17 protein-coding genes are annotated in these 17,096 nt (G+C 61.8%); 4 read left to right on the top strand and 13 right to left on the bottom strand.

Annotation, left to right across the window (positions count from 1 at the left end; genetic code table 11):
• Nucleotides 1-32: 32 nt before the first annotated feature.
• From AC1PQG_RS12000 to AC1PQG_RS11980, 5 genes are all read right to left on the bottom strand, one after another.
• Nucleotides 33-1,205 carry a thiolase family protein gene (locus AC1PQG_RS12000; RefSeq protein ID WP_481122732.1) on the bottom strand — a complete coding sequence of 391 codons (1,173 nt, stop codon included), beginning with the start codon at nucleotides 1,203-1,205 and terminating at the stop codon, nucleotides 33-35.
• The gene (locus AC1PQG_RS11995; RefSeq protein ID WP_481122731.1) at nucleotides 1,202-2,107 is read right to left on the bottom strand and encodes a 3-hydroxyacyl-CoA dehydrogenase; all 906 of its coding nucleotides are present in this window, start codon (nucleotides 2,105-2,107) and stop codon (nucleotides 1,202-1,204) included. The genes AC1PQG_RS12000 and AC1PQG_RS11995 overlap by 4 nt, the downstream gene beginning before the upstream one ends.
• A gap of 14 nt (nucleotides 2,108-2,121) precedes the next feature.
• Nucleotides 2,122-3,216, bottom strand: coding sequence for an amidohydrolase family protein (locus AC1PQG_RS11990; RefSeq protein ID WP_481122729.1), 1,095 nt, complete (start codon nucleotides 3,214-3,216; stop codon nucleotides 2,122-2,124).
• 361 nt (nucleotides 3,217-3,577) lie between these two features.
• Nucleotides 3,578-4,174 (bottom strand): TetR/AcrR family transcriptional regulator, encoded by a 597-nt coding sequence (locus AC1PQG_RS11985; protein ID WP_481122769.1) that lies wholly within the window; start codon nucleotides 4,172-4,174, stop codon nucleotides 3,578-3,580.
• A 47-nt stretch (nucleotides 4,175-4,221) separates the two neighbouring features.
• Nucleotides 4,222-5,022, bottom strand: a complete 801-nt coding sequence (locus tag AC1PQG_RS11980) for an SDR family NAD(P)-dependent oxidoreductase (protein ID WP_481122768.1) — start codon at nucleotides 5,020-5,022, stop codon at nucleotides 4,222-4,224.
• Between the two features lie 122 nt (nucleotides 5,023-5,144).
• On the opposite strand from AC1PQG_RS11980, the gene AC1PQG_RS11975 reads away from it, so the two are divergent.
• Nucleotides 5,145-5,891 carry a DUF2889 domain-containing protein gene (locus AC1PQG_RS11975; protein WP_481122767.1) on the top strand — a complete coding sequence of 249 codons (747 nt, stop codon included), beginning with the start codon at nucleotides 5,145-5,147 and terminating at the stop codon, nucleotides 5,889-5,891.
• 103 nt (nucleotides 5,892-5,994) lie between these two features.
• Here AC1PQG_RS11975 and AC1PQG_RS11970 read toward each other — a convergent pair whose 3' ends face one another.
• The 8 genes from AC1PQG_RS11970 to AC1PQG_RS11935 form a co-directional block, all read right to left on the bottom strand.
• On the bottom strand, nucleotides 5,995-6,327 hold the full coding sequence (locus AC1PQG_RS11970) for a c-type cytochrome (RefSeq protein WP_481122766.1): 333 nt from the start codon (nucleotides 6,325-6,327) through the stop codon (nucleotides 5,995-5,997).
• A 130-nt stretch (nucleotides 6,328-6,457) separates the two neighbouring features.
• A complete protein-coding gene (locus AC1PQG_RS11965) occupies nucleotides 6,458-7,693 on the bottom strand; it encodes an NAD(P)/FAD-dependent oxidoreductase (protein ID WP_481122765.1) in 1,236 nt (411 codons plus the stop codon).
• 37 nt (nucleotides 7,694-7,730) lie between these two features.
• Nucleotides 7,731-8,051, bottom strand: a complete 321-nt coding sequence (locus tag AC1PQG_RS11960; protein WP_481122764.1) for a 2Fe-2S iron-sulfur cluster-binding protein — start codon at nucleotides 8,049-8,051, stop codon at nucleotides 7,731-7,733.
• 26 nt (nucleotides 8,052-8,077) lie between these two features.
• The gene (locus tag AC1PQG_RS11955; protein WP_481122763.1) at nucleotides 8,078-9,358 is read right to left on the bottom strand and encodes an MFS transporter; all 1,281 of its coding nucleotides are present in this window, start codon (nucleotides 9,356-9,358) and stop codon (nucleotides 8,078-8,080) included.
• Nucleotides 9,359-9,460: 102 nt separating this feature from the next.
• Nucleotides 9,461-10,024 carry an aromatic-ring-hydroxylating dioxygenase subunit beta gene (locus AC1PQG_RS11950; protein WP_481122762.1) on the bottom strand — a complete coding sequence of 188 codons (564 nt, stop codon included), beginning with the start codon at nucleotides 10,022-10,024 and terminating at the stop codon, nucleotides 9,461-9,463.
• A gap of 36 nt (nucleotides 10,025-10,060) precedes the next feature.
• Complete coding sequence (locus AC1PQG_RS11945) at nucleotides 10,061-11,452, bottom strand: aromatic ring-hydroxylating dioxygenase subunit alpha (RefSeq protein WP_481122761.1); 1,392 nt, start codon at nucleotides 11,450-11,452, stop codon at nucleotides 10,061-10,063.
• A 106-nt stretch (nucleotides 11,453-11,558) separates the two neighbouring features.
• Nucleotides 11,559-12,551, bottom strand: coding sequence for a fumarylacetoacetate hydrolase family protein (locus tag AC1PQG_RS11940; protein ID WP_481122760.1), 993 nt, complete (start codon nucleotides 12,549-12,551; stop codon nucleotides 11,559-11,561).
• Nucleotides 12,552-12,602: 51 nt separating this feature from the next.
• Nucleotides 12,603-13,301, bottom strand: a complete 699-nt coding sequence (locus tag AC1PQG_RS11935; protein WP_481122759.1) for an SDR family NAD(P)-dependent oxidoreductase — start codon at nucleotides 13,299-13,301, stop codon at nucleotides 12,603-12,605.
• A 158-nt stretch (nucleotides 13,302-13,459) separates the two neighbouring features.
• On the opposite strand from AC1PQG_RS11935, the gene AC1PQG_RS11930 reads away from it, so the two are divergent.
• From AC1PQG_RS11930 to AC1PQG_RS11920, 3 genes are all read left to right on the top strand, one after another.
• Nucleotides 13,460-13,858, top strand: coding sequence for a Zn-ribbon domain-containing OB-fold protein (locus AC1PQG_RS11930; RefSeq protein ID WP_481122758.1), 399 nt, complete (start codon nucleotides 13,460-13,462; stop codon nucleotides 13,856-13,858).
• On the top strand, nucleotides 13,855-15,942 hold the full coding sequence (locus AC1PQG_RS11925; RefSeq protein WP_481122757.1) for a thiolase C-terminal domain-containing protein: 2,088 nt from the start codon (nucleotides 13,855-13,857) through the stop codon (nucleotides 15,940-15,942). Before AC1PQG_RS11930 ends, AC1PQG_RS11925 begins: the two co-directional genes overlap by 4 nt.
• Nucleotides 15,943-16,173: 231 nt before the next feature.
• Nucleotides 16,174-17,007: an IclR family transcriptional regulator gene (locus tag AC1PQG_RS11920; RefSeq protein WP_481122756.1), complete on the top strand. Its 834-nt coding sequence runs from the start codon at nucleotides 16,174-16,176 to the stop codon at nucleotides 17,005-17,007.
• Nucleotides 17,008-17,096: the final 89 nt, after the last annotated feature.

Genomic DNA, 17,096 nt, shown 5'->3' with positions numbered 1-17,096 from the left:
CTTTCGCTTTCTCCGAGGGTGGTGCTTTTTGTCTAGAGTCGTTCAATGATGGTTGCGGTGCCCATTCCCCCGGCACAGCAGATCGCCTGCAAGCCGTAACGCGCCTGCCGACGCTCCAGCTCATGCAGCAACGAGGTCATGATCCGCGCGCCACTGGCCCCCAGCGGATGGCCCAGCGCAATCGCACCACCATTCACATTCAGCTTCTCCAGGTCCGCCCCCAGCTCGCGCTGCCACATCAGCGGCACCGGCGCAAAGGCTTCGTTCACCTCGTACAGATCGATATCCCCCAGGCTCAGCCCGGCTTGTCCCAGTACCTTGCGGGTGGCCGCGATCGGGCCCGTCAGCATCAGCGTCGGGTCCGAACCCACGGTGGTAAAGGCGCGGATCCGCGCCTTGGGGTTGACCCCCAACCGCTTGACCGCGGCCTCCGACATGAGCAGCAGTACCGCAGCCCCGTCAGAGATCTGTGACGAGTTGCCGGCCGTCATCCTGCCTTCGGGACGGAAGCTGCTCTTCAGCGTGGCCAGCTTCTCGGCGGTCGTGCCCGGGCGGATGGTTTCATCCGCCCCGAACTGCTCAAGGGTGGGTTCGGCCCAGGTCTTGTCCTTCAGGGCATTGACCGGCACCGGGGCGATTTCCGACTTGAAATAGCCCGCTTCGGCCGCCGCGGCCGCTCTCTGATGGCTCCTGAGCGCGAAGGCGTCAAGCGCTTCACGGCTCAGCTGCCATTTCTCGGCGACCCGTTCAGCCGCTTCGCCCTGGCTGGTCAGCTCGTACCTGTCGGCGGCCAGCCAGCCGAAGGCTTCGCCGTAAAGTTCCCGGTTGCCCCCCATGCGTACCCGGCTCATGTTCTCGGCGCCCCCCGCCACCACGACATCGGCGCTGCCCGATGCGATGAGGCCTGCGGCCACATGCACGGCCACTTCCCCGGAGCCGCACTTGCGGTCGAGCGTGAGACCGGGAATCGTCACCGGCCAGCCAGCCCCGAGCAGGGCTGTGCGGGCGATATTGGCGGACTGCTCCCCGACCTGCGTCACGCAACCGAAGATGACATCATCCACGGCTTCGGCAGCAATTCCAGCCCGCTCAAGCAGGGCGTTCAGGACATGGGCACCCAGATGGTCGGCGCGCACGCCGGCCAAGCTGCCCTTGTACTTGCCGACCGGGGTACGGACTGCTTCGACGATGTAAAGGGCGCTCATAGCGCGCTCGCCTTGAGACCGGAGTTCGGAACACGCTGGCCTGCTTCGTCGTACTGGTACACCCCATGTCCCGTCTTCCGTCCATAGCGGCCAGCGGCCACCATCTTGATGATCAGTGGACAGGGGCGGAATTTCTCTCCCAGCGTGCTGTGCAGGTAACGCAGCACCGACAGCCGGGTGTCCCACCCCGTCAGATCCCCCAACTCCAGCGGACCCATCGGGTGGTTGAAACCCATGCGCAGCGCGGTGTCGATGTCCTCGGCACTGGCCGTGCCTTCCTGCAGCATCCACATGGCTTCGTTGCCGAGCATCGCCGACATGCGGCTGGTGGTCAGGCCCGGTGATTCGTTGACCAGGATCGAGGTCTTGCCGATCGCTTCGCACCACGCCCGGCTGACCGCCACGGTGGTGACGTCGGTGGCGATGCCCAGCACCAGTTCCACCAACTTCATCTTGTGCACCGGGTTGAAGAAGTGCATGCCGATGACCCGCTCGGGCGATGGCACCGCGGTGGCGATCTCGGTGACCGACAAGGCCGACGTGTTGGTGGCGATGACGGCCCCCGGTGCCAGCACGGCGGCACCCTCGGACAGGACGGCCTTCTTGACGGCCAGGTTCTCAGAGACGGTCTCAACGAGGAGCATGGCGCCTTCGGCGGCGTCCTTCAGACTCACGTTGGTACTGAGACGTCCCTTGGCCGCTTCGGCCCGCTCGGGCGCCAGCTTGCCCAGCTTCACACCACCGTCAAGAATCCCGTGAATCGATTTCTCTGCCTTGGACAGAGCTTCGACGTTGCTGTCCACCAGCGACGTAGCAAAGCCGCTGCTGGCAAACGCATGCGCAATGCCCGTCCCCATCAGGCCTGCTCCCACCACGACTACACGCTGCTCTTGGCTGATCATGTCCGACCTCCTATTTACGCGACCACCGTGGCCGGTTTGTTGAGCTCGACGAGCTTGCTCGGGTCCAGATGCAGCAGCTCCACCGCATTCTTCCAGCGGATCTTCTGCAGATCCTCCTCCGATAAGCGCAGCCCGTCCGTCAGGTCATGGCGCACCGCGTCGCTGCCCCCGAAGTTCGACCCGTACAGGATCCGCTCCGCCCCGATCACGTCGATCAGCGCCTGGCGCATCGGCAACTCGTGCAGTTCCACATCGAAGTAGAAGTTCTTCAGGTACTCCAGCACCGGCTTCTGGTTGTGATAGACATCCAGGTTCGGGTTGGTCTGCGCCAGGCGACCCAGTTGGTAGGGCACGAAGCCGCCACCGTGGGTGATGTACACCTTGAGATCGGGGAAACGGTCGAGCACCCCGCCATTGACCAGGTACCAGAAGGCCTTGGTTTCGTCGTAGTTCATGCCGACGATGGCGGTGGTTTCAAAACGGTCGCTGTTGGCGTTCTTGCCCCAGGTCACCGACTGGTTGTAACCGTGCACGAACATCGGCAGATCCAGATCGCACAGGGTCTCCCACACCACATCCATCTCGGGAGAATCAAATTCCAGCCCCCCAAAGTTGGAACCCCCGGCCCCCAGGCCCTTGGCACCCAACTCGGTGCAAGCACGACGGAGCTCCTTTGCCGCTTCCTGCGGGTTCTGCAGCGGCGCCTGGGCCCAGAACATCAGACGATCCGGCGCTCCCGAGCAGTAGTCGGCCAACACATCATTGACCTTGCGGGAGAACGGCAAGGCGTACTCCAGCGGAGTCCAGTACATGTAGCAGTGAGAAGGCACCGACACCACCTGCGCGCTCTGTCCTGCCGCATCCATACCAACCAGACGCGTCTTCGGATCGCGCCAGCGGGCCATGTATTCCTGAACATTGAGCGCATGCCCTTCCGCCTTGGCCTTGCGCAGCGCCGCCTTCCGTTCCGGGGCTCCCAGGCTGAGGATCCAGTCCCCCACGCGCAGCTTGATGTCGCCGTCGGGTTGCGATTCGAAGGCCGGACCCCAGTAAGGGTCCTGGTCGTAGTAGTCCGGGTGCGGGGCGTGGGCGTGCAGGTCGATCAGCATGGTCGGCGGTCCTCTTTCTCAGGGATGGGCGCTCTCGGATTGAGCGGCTTGGCAACCCGAACCCGACCACCGGAGCGCGCGCACCGACCCCACGGAAACAACCTTTCCGTCAGACCTGTTGCACTTTGTCTCCTGCCGCCGGGCACTCGTCGTTGCCTCGATTCACTGGAAATATCATGCACAAATTAAACATAAAACGCAACTCTGTATAAGTTTAATACTAAGGAGTGCACAAAAACTATCTTGCTTTTGGCTATACCCTCTAGAAAAAAGCCAAAAATTTAGCTAACAGAATTGATACTTATGTTCTAAAGTTTGGTTCCGGCTAAGATATTGTTGCCGCCAAACTAAAACCTGCCAGTCAGAGATCCGGGACAGGGCTGAGCCGCCGAGTCACAAGGCCCAGAACGAGGTTCTCGATCCGCGCAGAGCGCTCTCGCGGACTTGCGCCCTGCGGCGCCAGCAGCTCGCTCAGGACATATCTAATCATCATCTCGCAAACTAATTCGCGATCGATGCGAATGCCTAAGCGCAGATCCCAAGCATCGAAAACAACGCAAAGTACATCCTGCAAGCGTAGAACCGAGTCGTGAAAAATTCGCAGAAAAAAACCAAGCGCATATTCTGGCGCAACCTTGAGCAGCCGCCGTGCCTGCCCACTTTCTAGATAGGCCTCTAAGTAGTCCACCACAGCGCGGAAGCGCACGTCGGGATCGTCACTGACCTGTGCCGCGCAAAGCATCGCGGCATGGAACCTATCCCGCTTGTGGCGGGAAAAGGCGTCAAGCAGATCACCTTGCGAAGAAAAGTAGCGATAGAAGGTTCCGCGAGACACCTCCGCCCTCTCACACACTTCGAGAATGGAAACTCGCTCCGAGCCGGAGCGAAGGATGATGTCCTCCGTCGCGGCTAGAATCGCCGCAATGGTCTCCTCGGAGCGCCGATTGCGGCGCCCCACGCCCCCCTCCGATCCCACCGCACCACGTCCCGTGATGGCAGCCACCCTCAGTACTCGCGCACCGCCACGTCGCGTGGGCGTGAGTTATAGCCGGGTAAATGGAGTCCTCCATCAACATGGATGGCCTCGCCGGTCATATAACAGGACAACTCGCTGGCCAGAAAGACTACCGCCGGGGCGATGTCCGCTTCAGGATCTCCGCTGCGTCCGAGAGGGCGGAGCGCGGCGGAGGCTTCGGCGAAGCCGGGGTTCTCTGCCGCCAACTTATGGAAGGTAGCGCCCATGGCTGTGGGGGCGATCGCATTGACGGTGATATTGAAGCGCCCCCACTCGGACGCAGCGCTGCGGGTCAGTCCCAGAATGCCGGCTTTGGCCGTGTTGTAGTCGGCGTGCAACCATGCCCCTGTCTCCACGTCGATGGAGTAGAAGTTGACGATCTTGCCGCCACCCCGCTGTTTCATGTGTGGAAGTGCCGCCTGCATCGCCCACCAAGATGCCCAAATAGTGGATTTGAGCGTCCGCTCCAACACCTCGTCAGTCTTGTCCTCGAGGAGCACGTTGGGCGATGGGACAAAGGCGTTATTTACAAGGATATCCAGCCCACCGAAATGACTGGCCGCGGTGTCAACGGCGGCAATCACACTGACCTTCGACGTCACATCGGTATGCACAAAAAGCGCCTCACCCCCGAGCTCCACTAGCTCACGGGCAACCTGCTCGCCACTGGACACATCGATCTCAGCGATGACGACCTTCGCCCCTTCACGGACGAAGCGTCGTGCTACGCCTTTGCCTATGCCTCCTCCTGCGCCTGTGATCAGCGCGACCTTGCCTTCAAGTAGCCCCATGTCCCATCCTTAATTATGAACATAATATGTGTTACTGTTCATATATTGGCAAGACAATCCCGCGCTGTCTATAGCACGCAAGAAATTCTCCTCACCGAACACAGAGAAAAGAGAGCCCACCCATGAAAGTCTTCAGACGCAGGGTAGAAATCCGCTCGCGGAGCACGACCGAAGAGGGTGAGGTACGTGCCGCCCTAGAAGACGACTTCCATCACTTCCGCGCCGTCGCGCACCATCGGCACGGCATCGTCACAGCCGTAGAAGGCAGTTCGCCACGCCATCCGTTTACCGCCTGTCCCGCAGCAGCCGGCCAGTTGGAGGCATTAGTGGGAATGCCCCTGACCGTCGTCGCAAACAGCGTGATTCGTTACGTGGATGCCAGTCTGCAGTGCACCCATCTGCTTGATTTGGCGGGCCTGGCCATTGCCACGATGGCATCCGGACTGGCCCGGCGCGGCTATCAGATCGAGGTCCCGCGCAGCGAACTCGGTGTCACTTCAGCCCACCTTGTGCGGGATGACGGCTATCACCTCGACTGGCAGCTGGACGGACAGATGATCGTTGCCCCAGAGCCCTTTAGCGGCCTCAGTCTGCGGGAGGGCTTCGCCCGCCAGATCCTCTCCATCCTATCCACTGAGGAGGCAGAGGCGGCTCTTGTGCTGCGACGCTGCGCGGTGATCGGAGCCGGCCGCCTCAAGGACATCGACCTGGAGCCCCATGCCAAGCCGACCGGCCGCTGTTACTCCCAGCAACCGGAACGGGCTCCACTGGCGATCCGCATCGTCGGATCAACCCAGGACTTTACCGACAGTCCGACCGCCCTATGCCGGGAAGACACCTATTGGCTGGCCTTCGGCGCCGACGCCTGAGCTGGCGCTTTCATCTGCAGGGCCGATGAAAATGCCCTGCAAATATAGAAAACGCCTCCACGACCGCAGGTAGTGAAGGCATCACAACCGTGAAGGTTCGTGCTTACTGGGCGAGCACCCAGCGGACCAGGACGCGTGCCTCATCCTCCGTCACCGCCACCCGGGCGCCGGGCGACGGCATCTTCTTGGTGCCCCAATGGAAACCACCTGTATCCGGCGACCCCTTGACCACGGTCCGGACCAGCAGGTCTTCAGCACTGGCCTTACCCTTGTACTTCCTGGCCACGCTCTTGAATGCAGGCCCGACGACCTCCTTGTCCACAGCGTGACAACTCAGGCACTCCTTGGCCTTGGCCAGATCAGCCCCCTCATCGGCCCAAGTTGCACCCGAGGCCATCAACAATCCGGCCATCACTCCGATCCACAGCGTCTTCATCGTCTCGACTCCTCTCTTCTTTTCCGAAATGCGGTATGCCGGGCAAGCCGGCACTCCAACTCCGAAAGCCCGTGGGCTTCTGGACCCTTCCCGGCCACCGGATCCGGCGGCCGGTCAATCTGTACCGGGGTCAATCCCGGTTGGCCGCCTCCCAGGCCTTCAATTCGAAGCCCGGCACCTGGGCTTCCGCCGGGGTCAGACGCGGCGGGCGGGCCAGGATCTTGCGCGCCGCCATGTGGTCGCCTGGCCGGTTGCAGGACTCCACGGCAACCAGCTGGTCGTCACGGAAGCACAGCACGGAGAGCTGGCCGCTCTCCGGCGTACCGAGGGCAACAGTGTTGTCGTACCCCATCGACATGCCGGCAATCTGCAGCTTGAGATTGCCCTGGTCGGTCCAGAACCACGGCAGCGCGGTGTAGGGTGCCGGCTTACCAACCAGCCGGGCGGCGATGGCGCGCCCCTGGTCCACTGCGTTCTGCACCGACTCCAGGCGTAGCGGCTTCTGGCCGTTCTGGATGCACGGGAAGGACGCCACGTCGCCCAACGACGATATGTGGGCGTCACTGGTCAGTAGGTTACTGTCCACCTTGATGCCATTGTCAATGTCGAGTCCAGCCTCAAGGGCCAACTGGACATTCGGAATCACCCCAATGCCGTACACCACCAGATCGGCCGGCAGAGTCTTACCTTCGGCGGTCACCACGCCACTCACTTTCCCCCCCTCGCTCAGGATCTGCCCGATGCCCTGACGGAACTCAAAGTGGACGCCCCAGGCTTCGTGGGCCGCGCGGAACAGATCCGACATTTCCCGCGATATGGCCCTGGCCATCGGCCGATCGCCCAGTTCAAGTACATGGACAGTCGCGCCATTGGCAGCTGCAACCGCGGCAAATTCGAGGCCGACAAAGCCTGCGCCGACCACCACCACATGGCGCGCCTCCTTCGCCAGTGGCGCCAGTTCATCGGCGTCAGCCTTGGTCTTGATGCCGAATACCCCGTGGGCGTCGGCACCGGGCACCGACAGGGGCCGGTTGTGAGCCCCCATCGCCAATACCAGATGGTCGTAGGGCACCGCACGCCCGGAGGCGAGACGGACCTGGCGGTTGTTGCGGTCCACGGCCACCGCCTGGTCGTGCACCAGTTCTATGTTCTGCTGAGTGTAGAAATCCATCGGCCGGAACAGCAGCGCCGTGGCGCTGATCTTGCCCAGCAGGTAGGCCTTCGAAAGGGGCGGTCGCTGGTAAGGCAATCCAGGTTCGTCTCCGATCAGGGTGATGGCGCCCTGATAGCCCTCCTGGCGCAGGGAAGCCGCGACCTGGAAGCCACCCTGCCCCGCTCCGACGATCACAACCGAGTTGAGCGTCATGCTGTTTGTCTCCGTTCTTTCTTGTAGTAGGGTCTGATCAGTACTGGGAGGCCGGCAAATGGACCATCAGGCCGTCCATACCCTCCTCGATCACCAACTGACAGCTCAAGCGGCTGTTGGCACGACGCTCCGAAACGTTGTCGAGCATTTCATCCTCGGTCCCGGCTACCGGTGGAAAGCGGTCCACCCAGGCTTCATCCACATAGGCGTGACAGGTGGCGCAACTGCAGGCGCCGCCGCAGTCACCCTGAATCCCGGGAAGCATCGCGAAGGTCGCGGCCTGCATGACGGACTGCCCCACTTCGCCGTGGACCTGGTGGAGGGTACCGTTGTGTTCGATAAAAGTAAGGGTAGGCATGGTTTCGACTCCAGATAAGGAAGGGCTCAGGTTCGGCCAGCAAGGGCTACAACCCCGCTGAATCCCGGGTGACGTCCCAGGGTCAACAGAAGCGCCGGACCGACGAGGGAACATACGAGGCAGTAGACCAACATCGCGGCGTAGGACCCGGTATGGCTGAACAGCGCAGCAAACAGCAGGGGCGCCAGAGCGGAGGCGACCGTGTTGAGGCCCTGATGAACACCGAACAGGCGGCCGTATTCCCGTAAGCCGAAATAGCGGGCAATCAGGAAGGCCGCAATGTCGAACTCGGCGCCGGCGCCAAAGCCGACCAGTACCGCGGCAAGGCCGAGCAGCGCCAGATCGTTGTTGCCGCTCATGTAGATCAGACACCCCAGGGCAGGCAGGAACAGGCTGACCGCCGCGACGCCGGGCGGCCACAAGCGGTCCAGCAAATAGCCCACCACCACCCGCCCAAAGACCAGGGAAACCCCAAAACCACTAAAGATAAGGCTCGCATCGCCCCCCGACAGACCACGATCGCGAAGCATCGGTATGGTGTTGGTAACCATTCCAACGATGGCTGAGATCACCAACGCCAGTGCTGCATTGCAGATCCAGAAGCGCCGGGATACCAGACCTTCCCTCAGGGACATGCCCTCAAGCCACACATGGGGCGCGGGCTTGCCGTCATCAGCAGCGCGAGCCGGGGCATCCTCGATGGGCAGGCGGAACCAGATCAGCACCAGCGGAAGCAACAGGCCAATATTGAGCACCGCCAGGATCACGAAGGCTGCCCGCCAGTCCCACCGTTCGATCCCCCAGGCCAGAAGGCGCGGCACTACGGCCGCGGTGATGCCTGTCCCGGACAGGCCGATCGCCAGTGCCAGGCCTCGATTACGGACGAACCACAGGTTGAGTAGCTGGGTCCAGGTGACCGCCAAAGAGCCCATACCGATGATGGGCAGCAGAGCAAAGGCAGCATAGAGGGACCACACCGAGCCCCTGATCAGTGTCGTCGCCAGATAACCGAGGGAAATCAGCACCAGCGACGCCACCACCACCCGACGCATGCCGAAGCGCAAGTTGATCCAGCCGACTGCCTGCAGGGAGAGCACCGCGCCGCCGAACAGGAAGGTAACTGCCACCTGTAGCTCGCTGCGGCTCCAGCCGAAGGCCTGCTCAAGCGGAATCACCAACGTCCCGAAACCGTATAAAAGTGCGGCATTGATACTGACTGCCACACCGACGATGGACAGGATCAGGACCCGCCAGCTGTTCTTGAACTCGGTGAAATCGATGCTCGTCAAGCCGATAGGACTACCCATGGACAAGCCCTCCGTCAAGATCTTTGATTTATGGAAATAGAATCTATGCAATTCCCCGCCACGGCCCGTCAGCCTGTGGCGGGGATGCTCCGCGGAATGTGCCTAGAGGAAGATCGCCAGGTTGGGAGTGCCAAGGACGGCCTGGTCAAGAATCACTTCGCGCCGGGCCAGTTTCAACTCACCCGCTACGTAGCGCAGCACGTCGCGGCGCTCGCCGCTGATCAGGTCGAGGTCGGGGCTGTCGAAACGGCTGCGGGTCAACAACAGGTAGCTCACCACGGCCAGTTCACCCTCGACACCAGTGGTGCTCACCTGAACATTGGTGACCAGCCGGCGGGTCCGTGACGGGGGATCTTCCGCCCAGGCGCTCTTGGTGCCGGTCAGTCGCATGACCCGCCCCATGATCGAACGGTAGTCGTCGTGGTAGTGCTGCACCGTGCGGATGATCGATGCGGCCTGTTGTGCCATCGGCCGGGTCTGGCGCAAAGGCACGCTGTAAACCAGGTCGGTGGCCAGCAATGCGCTCCACTCCTTGAGGCTGATGGCGTCAAGGAGACTGGCCTCCCGGTACAGGAAGCCGAGAACCTGGTTGTAGGTATCGGAGCCGATGGCGACGACTTCGCCTTGCTGGACGTCGGCGCTGGAGAGGTGTTGGGTAGCAGTCATGAATTCACTCCTAATGGATGGACAGGGGGCTGTGGGTCACACGTTGGCGAGCATCAGCTCGTGCCAGTGCAACCACCAATGCCACTGGGTGTCATCCTTGGTGAAGCCTTCATTGACAATGCCGGGCCCGGGCCAACCTGCCGGCTTGCTGGTCTCGTAGATAGCCTGGTACTTGAGGGTCGATTTGCGGCCACGGGCACCTCTGGCGGCAACCGTCATGTGCGGCCAGGTGTCGGAGTCGTCCTGCTCGACCATGCCTGAGGTGCCGAAGAGCTGGATGCTCTGGCGCAGCATCTTTTCCTTCAGTTCGGGAGGGGTGTCCTTTTCGGCGAGGATCCAGTTCACGAACTCCAGCTGATCCGGGCCCTTGGGCACGTAGGCATGCAGCAAGGTCAGTCCGAGCACGCTGCCGTCGGCCTGCGGGATATACACGAAAGCAAACAGCACGTTGGGGAAGATTCCCCCGACCTGGGGCGGCATGGAAACCAGTACCTTGAGCTGGTCTTCACTCAGGTTGCGCTTCAGTTGAGGCAGCATCTCGCGCGTCACACCCGGCGGCGGCAGGGCTTCCAGCTTCTGATCGACACTCAGTTCATCCGGATCGAGGCCGGTAAGCTTACGGATCTTGCGACCCAGGTCGATGCAGCGCAGCGCGTGGCCGTGGGGCGAGCTGACCTCGACGCCATACATTTCGGGGCTGAGGTCGGCTCCGCCCTCCTCGCCACTCTTGGCATAGTTGCCCACTTCGCCCAACCAGCGGTGCAGGGTCAGGGTGTGAAAGCCGTCAGCAGCAGATTGCTCCCCGGCGGTCTTCCAGTTGGCACGGACGATAAACCGCTGGGGCGGGCCGAGCACCTCCAGGCCCTTGTCGGAACGCTGAAAGAGAATGTCAAAATACCACTTGGCATCGCCGAGGAACTCCTCGAAGGACGGGCCTTCGTGATCCCAGGTGGCGAAGATAATGCCGCCGTAGAGCGTGACCCGGGCCTGCTCCAGGCCTAGCTCCGTCTTGCTCATCATCTTGCCGTGCATGCACTCCTTCTCCACCGGGGAGGCGAGGAAGTCGCCGTTCGGGCGGAAGGCCCAACCGTGATAGATGCACTTGTGGATCGGCGTATTGCCCGCATCCAGGGTCGAGACCTTCATGCCCCGGTGCGGACACACGTTGAGGGATACATGAATCTGGCCGTTCTTGCCACGGGCCACGATCACCGAGTCGGAACCCATGTCGCGCACGACAAAGTCGTTCTCGTCGGGGATTTCGCTCTCGTGACCGAGGAGCAGCCAGCTGTGCCCGAAGACACGATCCATCTCCAGGTTGTAGATCTCGTGGTCCGACAGGGCCCGCATCTGGATTTCGCGGGTATCGACCTTGACCAGGTCTTCGATGCTTGTGCCGTCGGCCAGCACGTTTCTTGTCTGCTTCAAAATTCTCTCCTTTGGGTTTGGATTCGCTCGGGGTGCGAAGGGGCTAACGAATGTGGCTTGTTTTTTTGTCGGACTACAGCGGCCACCCTGGTCGGGAAGTTGGCGCTCACACGCCGGACTTGCGTACGCGGGTGCGCAAGATGCCGATGCCATCGACCTCCAGTTCGACCACGTCGTCAGGCTTGAGGAAGCGCAACTGCTCCAGCCCGCAGCCGTTGCCGACGGTGCCGGAACCCAGGACCTCGCCCGGATACAGGGTTTCAGAGCGGGAAATATGGGCAATCACGTCCTCGAACTGCCAGCGCATCTCGCGGGTATTACCCCGGCCCCACTCCTCGCCATTGACGCGGGCGATCATGTTCAGGTCGTAGGGGTCGCCGAGTTCATCAGCAGTGACCAGGCACGGGCCCATCACGTTGCCTGTGTCGAAGTCCTTGCTCTTGGCCGGGCCAAGCATCCCAACCATCTCGATGGCCTGGGCGTCGCGGGCACTCATGTCGTTGAAAATGGTGAAGCCGACGATGTGCTCACGCGCCTTGTCGCGGGGAATATCCTTCCCCTTCCTGCCGATGTAGCAGGCCAGTTCCAGCTCAAAATCCATGACCTTGCTGTAGGTTGGCCAGATCACGTCGTCGTCAGCACCGATCACCGCAAAGCGGTTGCCCTTGTAGTAGATAGGTTGGCGGTTGAAGGTGCCGATAACCCGGTCGTCGGCGCGTGTGTTCATGGCCTTCAGCGCAGCTTCCGGGTCGGGCTCGCGGGCCACTCGCATTCGGCGAGCCGCAGCAAAACTCTGGCGCAGATGCAACTCGAAACAGGAACAGTCGCGGATTTGCGGCGGCGGCTGGATCGGGGCACACAGGTGCACGTCGGCACGGGCAAGTACTGCACTGGCAGGAGCCGCCGCCACCAGGGCCCGAGCTGCATCGAGGGCGCCCTCGCCCGCCTCCACCAGTGCCAGGACGCTGGCAAACGCAGTCCGGACGCTGCCATTGCGGGCTTCGTTGGCAACCTGAAGGTCGAGTACCAACTGGTCCTTTTCGATCAGGGCTCCCGCTCGCTGGAAGCCGCGAGCATCAAGATAAGTAACGAGTCTCATGGGTGCTCCGTCAGGGGCGTTTTATCGTTCTCGGGAAATGAGCGCCGATTTTCAGACGCGGCCGCTAACCGGAATTAGCGCGCCGCTGACCGCAGAGGCCTCTTCCGACAGCAGGAACACGATCACAGAAGCAAGCGCATCGGCACTGACCCAGCGGGTGGGGTCGGCATCAGGCATATCTGCGCGGTTGGCAGGGGTATCGATGATGCTCGGCAAAACCGCATTGACGGTTACACCCTTGTCCTTAAGTTCTTCGGCGAGGGCTTCGGTGAGTCGTGCGACCCCGGCCTTCGAGGCGGCATAGGCGCCCATCCCCGCAGCAGCCTTGACAGCGCCGAGAGCGCCCACGTTCACCAGTCGTCCGGAGCCCCTGGCCAGCAGGTAAGGCAACGCGGCCTGGGAGGCGATCACGGCGGTGCGCAGGTTCATGCCATACATGCGATCCCAGGATTCGACGCAGCCGCTCGCCAGCGTTTCCCAAAGGAAGCCGCCCGCCACGTTGACCAGCGCATCGATGCTGCCCAGAGTCTCGGCTATACGGCCAAAGGCCTTGCTGGCTGACTCGGGACTCCCCAGATCCACTTCGCCAAGCGCCAGTTCAACACACGGTAATGAGCTAGCCGGAACGGGAGCACGATCAATGAGGGCCACCCGGGCGCCCTCCTTCACCAGCCTCGTCGCCAGCGCACTCCCGAGGAAGCCGAAGCCTCCGGTAACGACGATCGTACGGCCGGTAAGGGTTTGAGTCATGGTTGATCCTTGGTATGCGGTTACGGGGAAATCGCTTCTGGAATACCGAAAAATCCGGCTTCAATGGAAAACTTTAGACAGATTTTGAAGTTCTGTCTATATGCTAGTGCTAGAATCTAATTCCGTAGCCAGAAAACAACTTCCGGATTCCAAGAACCATGGCCCGCAAGCTTCCAGCACTGAACCCCGACAACATTGCGTTCTGGCAGGGTGGAAAGACCGGCTCGCTAAACATCCACCATTGCAGCTGCTGCCGGCGCTACTTCCATCCGCCGGCCCCGATCTGCCCCCACTGTTTGAGCCAGGATGTGGCACCCCGCCCGGTCAGCGGACGGGGAAGGGTGATCAGCTACACGATCAACCATCAGCGCTGGCAGGCCGCGCTCGAGGTGCCCTATGTGGTGGCCATCGTGGAACTGGAAGAGCAGATGGGCCTACGCCTCGTGAGCAACATCGTCGGGATGCCGGCTGACGAAGTCCGCATCGACCTGCCAGTGAGAGTCACCTTCAGCCAGATCGAGGATGTCTGGCTACCATTTTTCGAGAGGGACGCATGATGTTCGACCGCCTGTTTGAGAAGGACGTGGCGATCAGTGGCGTCGGCCAGTCGGAAGTCGGCCGCCCGTCCAGCCTGTCTGCTATGAAGCTGACCCTCGATGCCACCCTGGAAGCCATCGCCGATGCCGGCCTGACCCGTGACGACATCGACGGCGTGGCCTGCTGGCCTGGCGATAACAACAATGGTGACGCCTTCTCGCCGGTGGGGCCGAATGCGCTGATCAGTACCCTGGGTCTCAAGGTCAACTGGTTTGGTGGTGGCTACGAGGGCCCCGGCCCCCTGGCCGGCCTGATCAATGGTGCGATGGCCATCGCTACTGGCCTGTGCAAGCATGTGCTGGTTTTCCGGACTATCACGGAAGCCAGCCGGCGCCAGACCGACAAGACCGCCAGCGCCCTTTCCAACAAGACCATTGGCCGCGACAGCAGCTTCTTCTGGCAGTGGTACACGCCATTCAACGTACTGTCGGGCATCAACCTGATGGCCATGTACGCTCAGCGCCACTTCCACGACTACGGCACGCGGCCAGAACAGCTGGCCCAGATTGCCATGACCTGCCGCGCCAACGCAGCCCTCAACCCAAAGGCGGTTTACCGCACGCCCATGGGGCTCGACGACTACATGGCCTCGCGGATGATCTCGACGCCTCTGCGCATGCTCGACTGTGATGTGCACTGCGATGCATCGACGGCCATCGTGCTGTCGCGCATCGATGCGGCCCGGGGAGGCCCAAATCCGCCAATCCGCCTCGAGGCGATTGGCGCAGCCCTTCACCAGCCCTGGTCCTGGGATCAGATCGATCTGACCGCCATGGTCACCGGCGAGGTCGCCCACATGATGTGGTCGCGCACCGACCTGAAGCCCTCCGATCTGGGCTCCGCGCAGCTCTACGACGGCTTTTCCATTCTGACCATGATCTGGCTCGAAGCCCTTGGCCTCTGCCCGGTGGGCGAAGGCGGACGCTTCATCGAAGGTGGTGGGAACATCGCCCGCGACGGCCTCATCCCCATCAACACCAACGGTGGCCAGTTGTCCGGTGGGCGCACCCACGGGCTCGGCTACGTCCACGAAGCCTGCAACCAGTTGTGGGGCCGCGCCGGCGAGCGCCAGCTCAAACCCCACCACGCCTCAGTGGTGGCCGCTGGCGGCGGCCCCTTGGGGGGAGCGTGCTGCTGGTCCGGGAGTAAGCTCCGCGCCCCTTATGCCTTGAAAGGAAAGCCCATGGAAAAGTTGCTTGTCCACCTGTTTGCCCTGGTGCTCGGCTGCACCCTCGTCTCCGGCTCTGGCGCGGCTCCGCCGCCAGCAACCCGCAGCGAGATCGATGCGGGACGCGCCCGGGCCTTGCTGACCCGTGCCGTAGAGCATTACCGAAGCGCCGGCGACACGGCCCTCGCCGAGTTCGGCCGCCAGGGGCGATACATTGACAAGGAACTCTACGTCTATGTTCTCGACGCCGACGGCACCATGCTCACAAGCGGAGGATCATCGGCATCCCTGATCGGCCGTAATGTGAGCGCCATGCGCGATGCGACCGGAAAACCCTTTTTTGCAGAGATCCTGGAAATTGCCAAGACCCGCGGCAGCGGCCAGGTGGAATATCGCTGGCTGAACTGGGTGGACAACTCCCTTCAGCGAAAGCAGGCTTTTTTCCAGCGGGTAGATGAACGCATTCTGGCTGTCGGTTATTACCTGCCCCGTACCAGCCCTGCTCAGGCCCGAGCCTTCCTGGATCAGGCGGCGGCAGCCCTGAAGGCAGCGCCGGACGAAGCCATCAAGGAGTTTAACCGCCTCGGCGGACGTTTCGTGCAGGACGATCTCTACGTCTTCGTGATCAACATGAAGAACGGCCACTTTATCGCCCACGGCGCCCAGCCGCGCCTGATCGGCACCGACGGCCTGGAGCTGAAGGATACCTCCGGCCAGCCCATCATCCGCAACATCCTGGCGATGGCTAAAACCCAGAAGCAGGGCGAACTCGACTACCAGTGGCCGAACCCGGTGACCAGACGTACCGAGCAAAAAAGAACCCTTTTCCAGGTCGTTGGCCCCCACATCGTCGCGGTGGGTTACTACAACCAGTAAACCACCCCAACCACCTCCCTCAGCCCGAGCCCGCTTCCAGCAGCACGGGCGGCCAGCCCCCTCGGTCGCCCATCTCGGGCCCTTCAACCCGCTTCGGCGGGTTTCTTTTTTGACGCGCTCCGTATCCAGTTCGAAGTGAAGAAACTCTTGCTGCGAGAATATAAATTCTCCATATAGAATGCATGGGCAATTCAGATCGGATCCTCCAACCTGCTCACCCAGTCCATCACCATGAAAACAGATCCAAGCGACAGCATCGCCGACAAGCCTGCTCCGGAGGATGACGGTAGCAATCCGGAGAACAACAACCGGGTGGGGAACAGCGTGATGGTCAAGCCCATCATCAACGCCATCCGTATACTTCGTCACCTCACCGAAACCGGAACGCCGGAGCGAGCCGCGGATCTTGCCAGGCTCCTGTCCATCAACCCAAGCACCTGTTTCAATATCCTGCGCACTCTGGTCGCCGAGGACATCGTGGACTTCGACCGGCGCGCCAAGACATACACGGCCGGACTGGGACTGGCCAAACTGGTGGGCAACATGGTGACCGAAGGTCAGCGCCTTGAAGCGGCCCGCCCCCTGATGCAAGAGTTCGCCGCCCGCTTCGGTGTGACTGTGACCCTCTGGCGACGCATGGGCACCGACCGCATCGTCCTCGTCAATTCGGAAACCAGCCCTGCCGACCTGCGCATTGACATGGCCACAGGCCAGCGCCTGCCCATGCTGATGGGGGCCAGCGGACGCCTGTTCGCGTCTCGGCTCGACCTCGACGACCCCGAACTCCGAGCCGTTTTCGACAAGATCCGCTGGGCCCGCCCCCTCTCCTTCGAGACCTACCTGCAGGAAGTGGAACAGTGCCGCCAGCAGGGCTGGTCCCTGGACGACGGCTATTTCTCGGCCGGCATCATGGTTATCGCCGCCCCCGTGTGCGACCGTAATGACAATATCGCCTACACCGTATCGGCTGTGATGTTCCGCGGGCAGTACGACGAAGCGGGTATCGAAACCGTCGGCCGGGAGATCAAGGAGTTGGGTCAGAAACTTGCAGCCATGCTGTTCTGAGCCATTCAGGCCAGGATCAAAACATCCTGCAAAATAGTGACACTTTTTTGTTTTCTGTGCATAATAAGTGTGGCGGCTTCAAGCTGCAT

This window comes from Zoogloea sp. GDB6, assembly GCF_056724105.1.
This window is presented reverse-complemented; position numbering and strand designations above follow the sequence as displayed.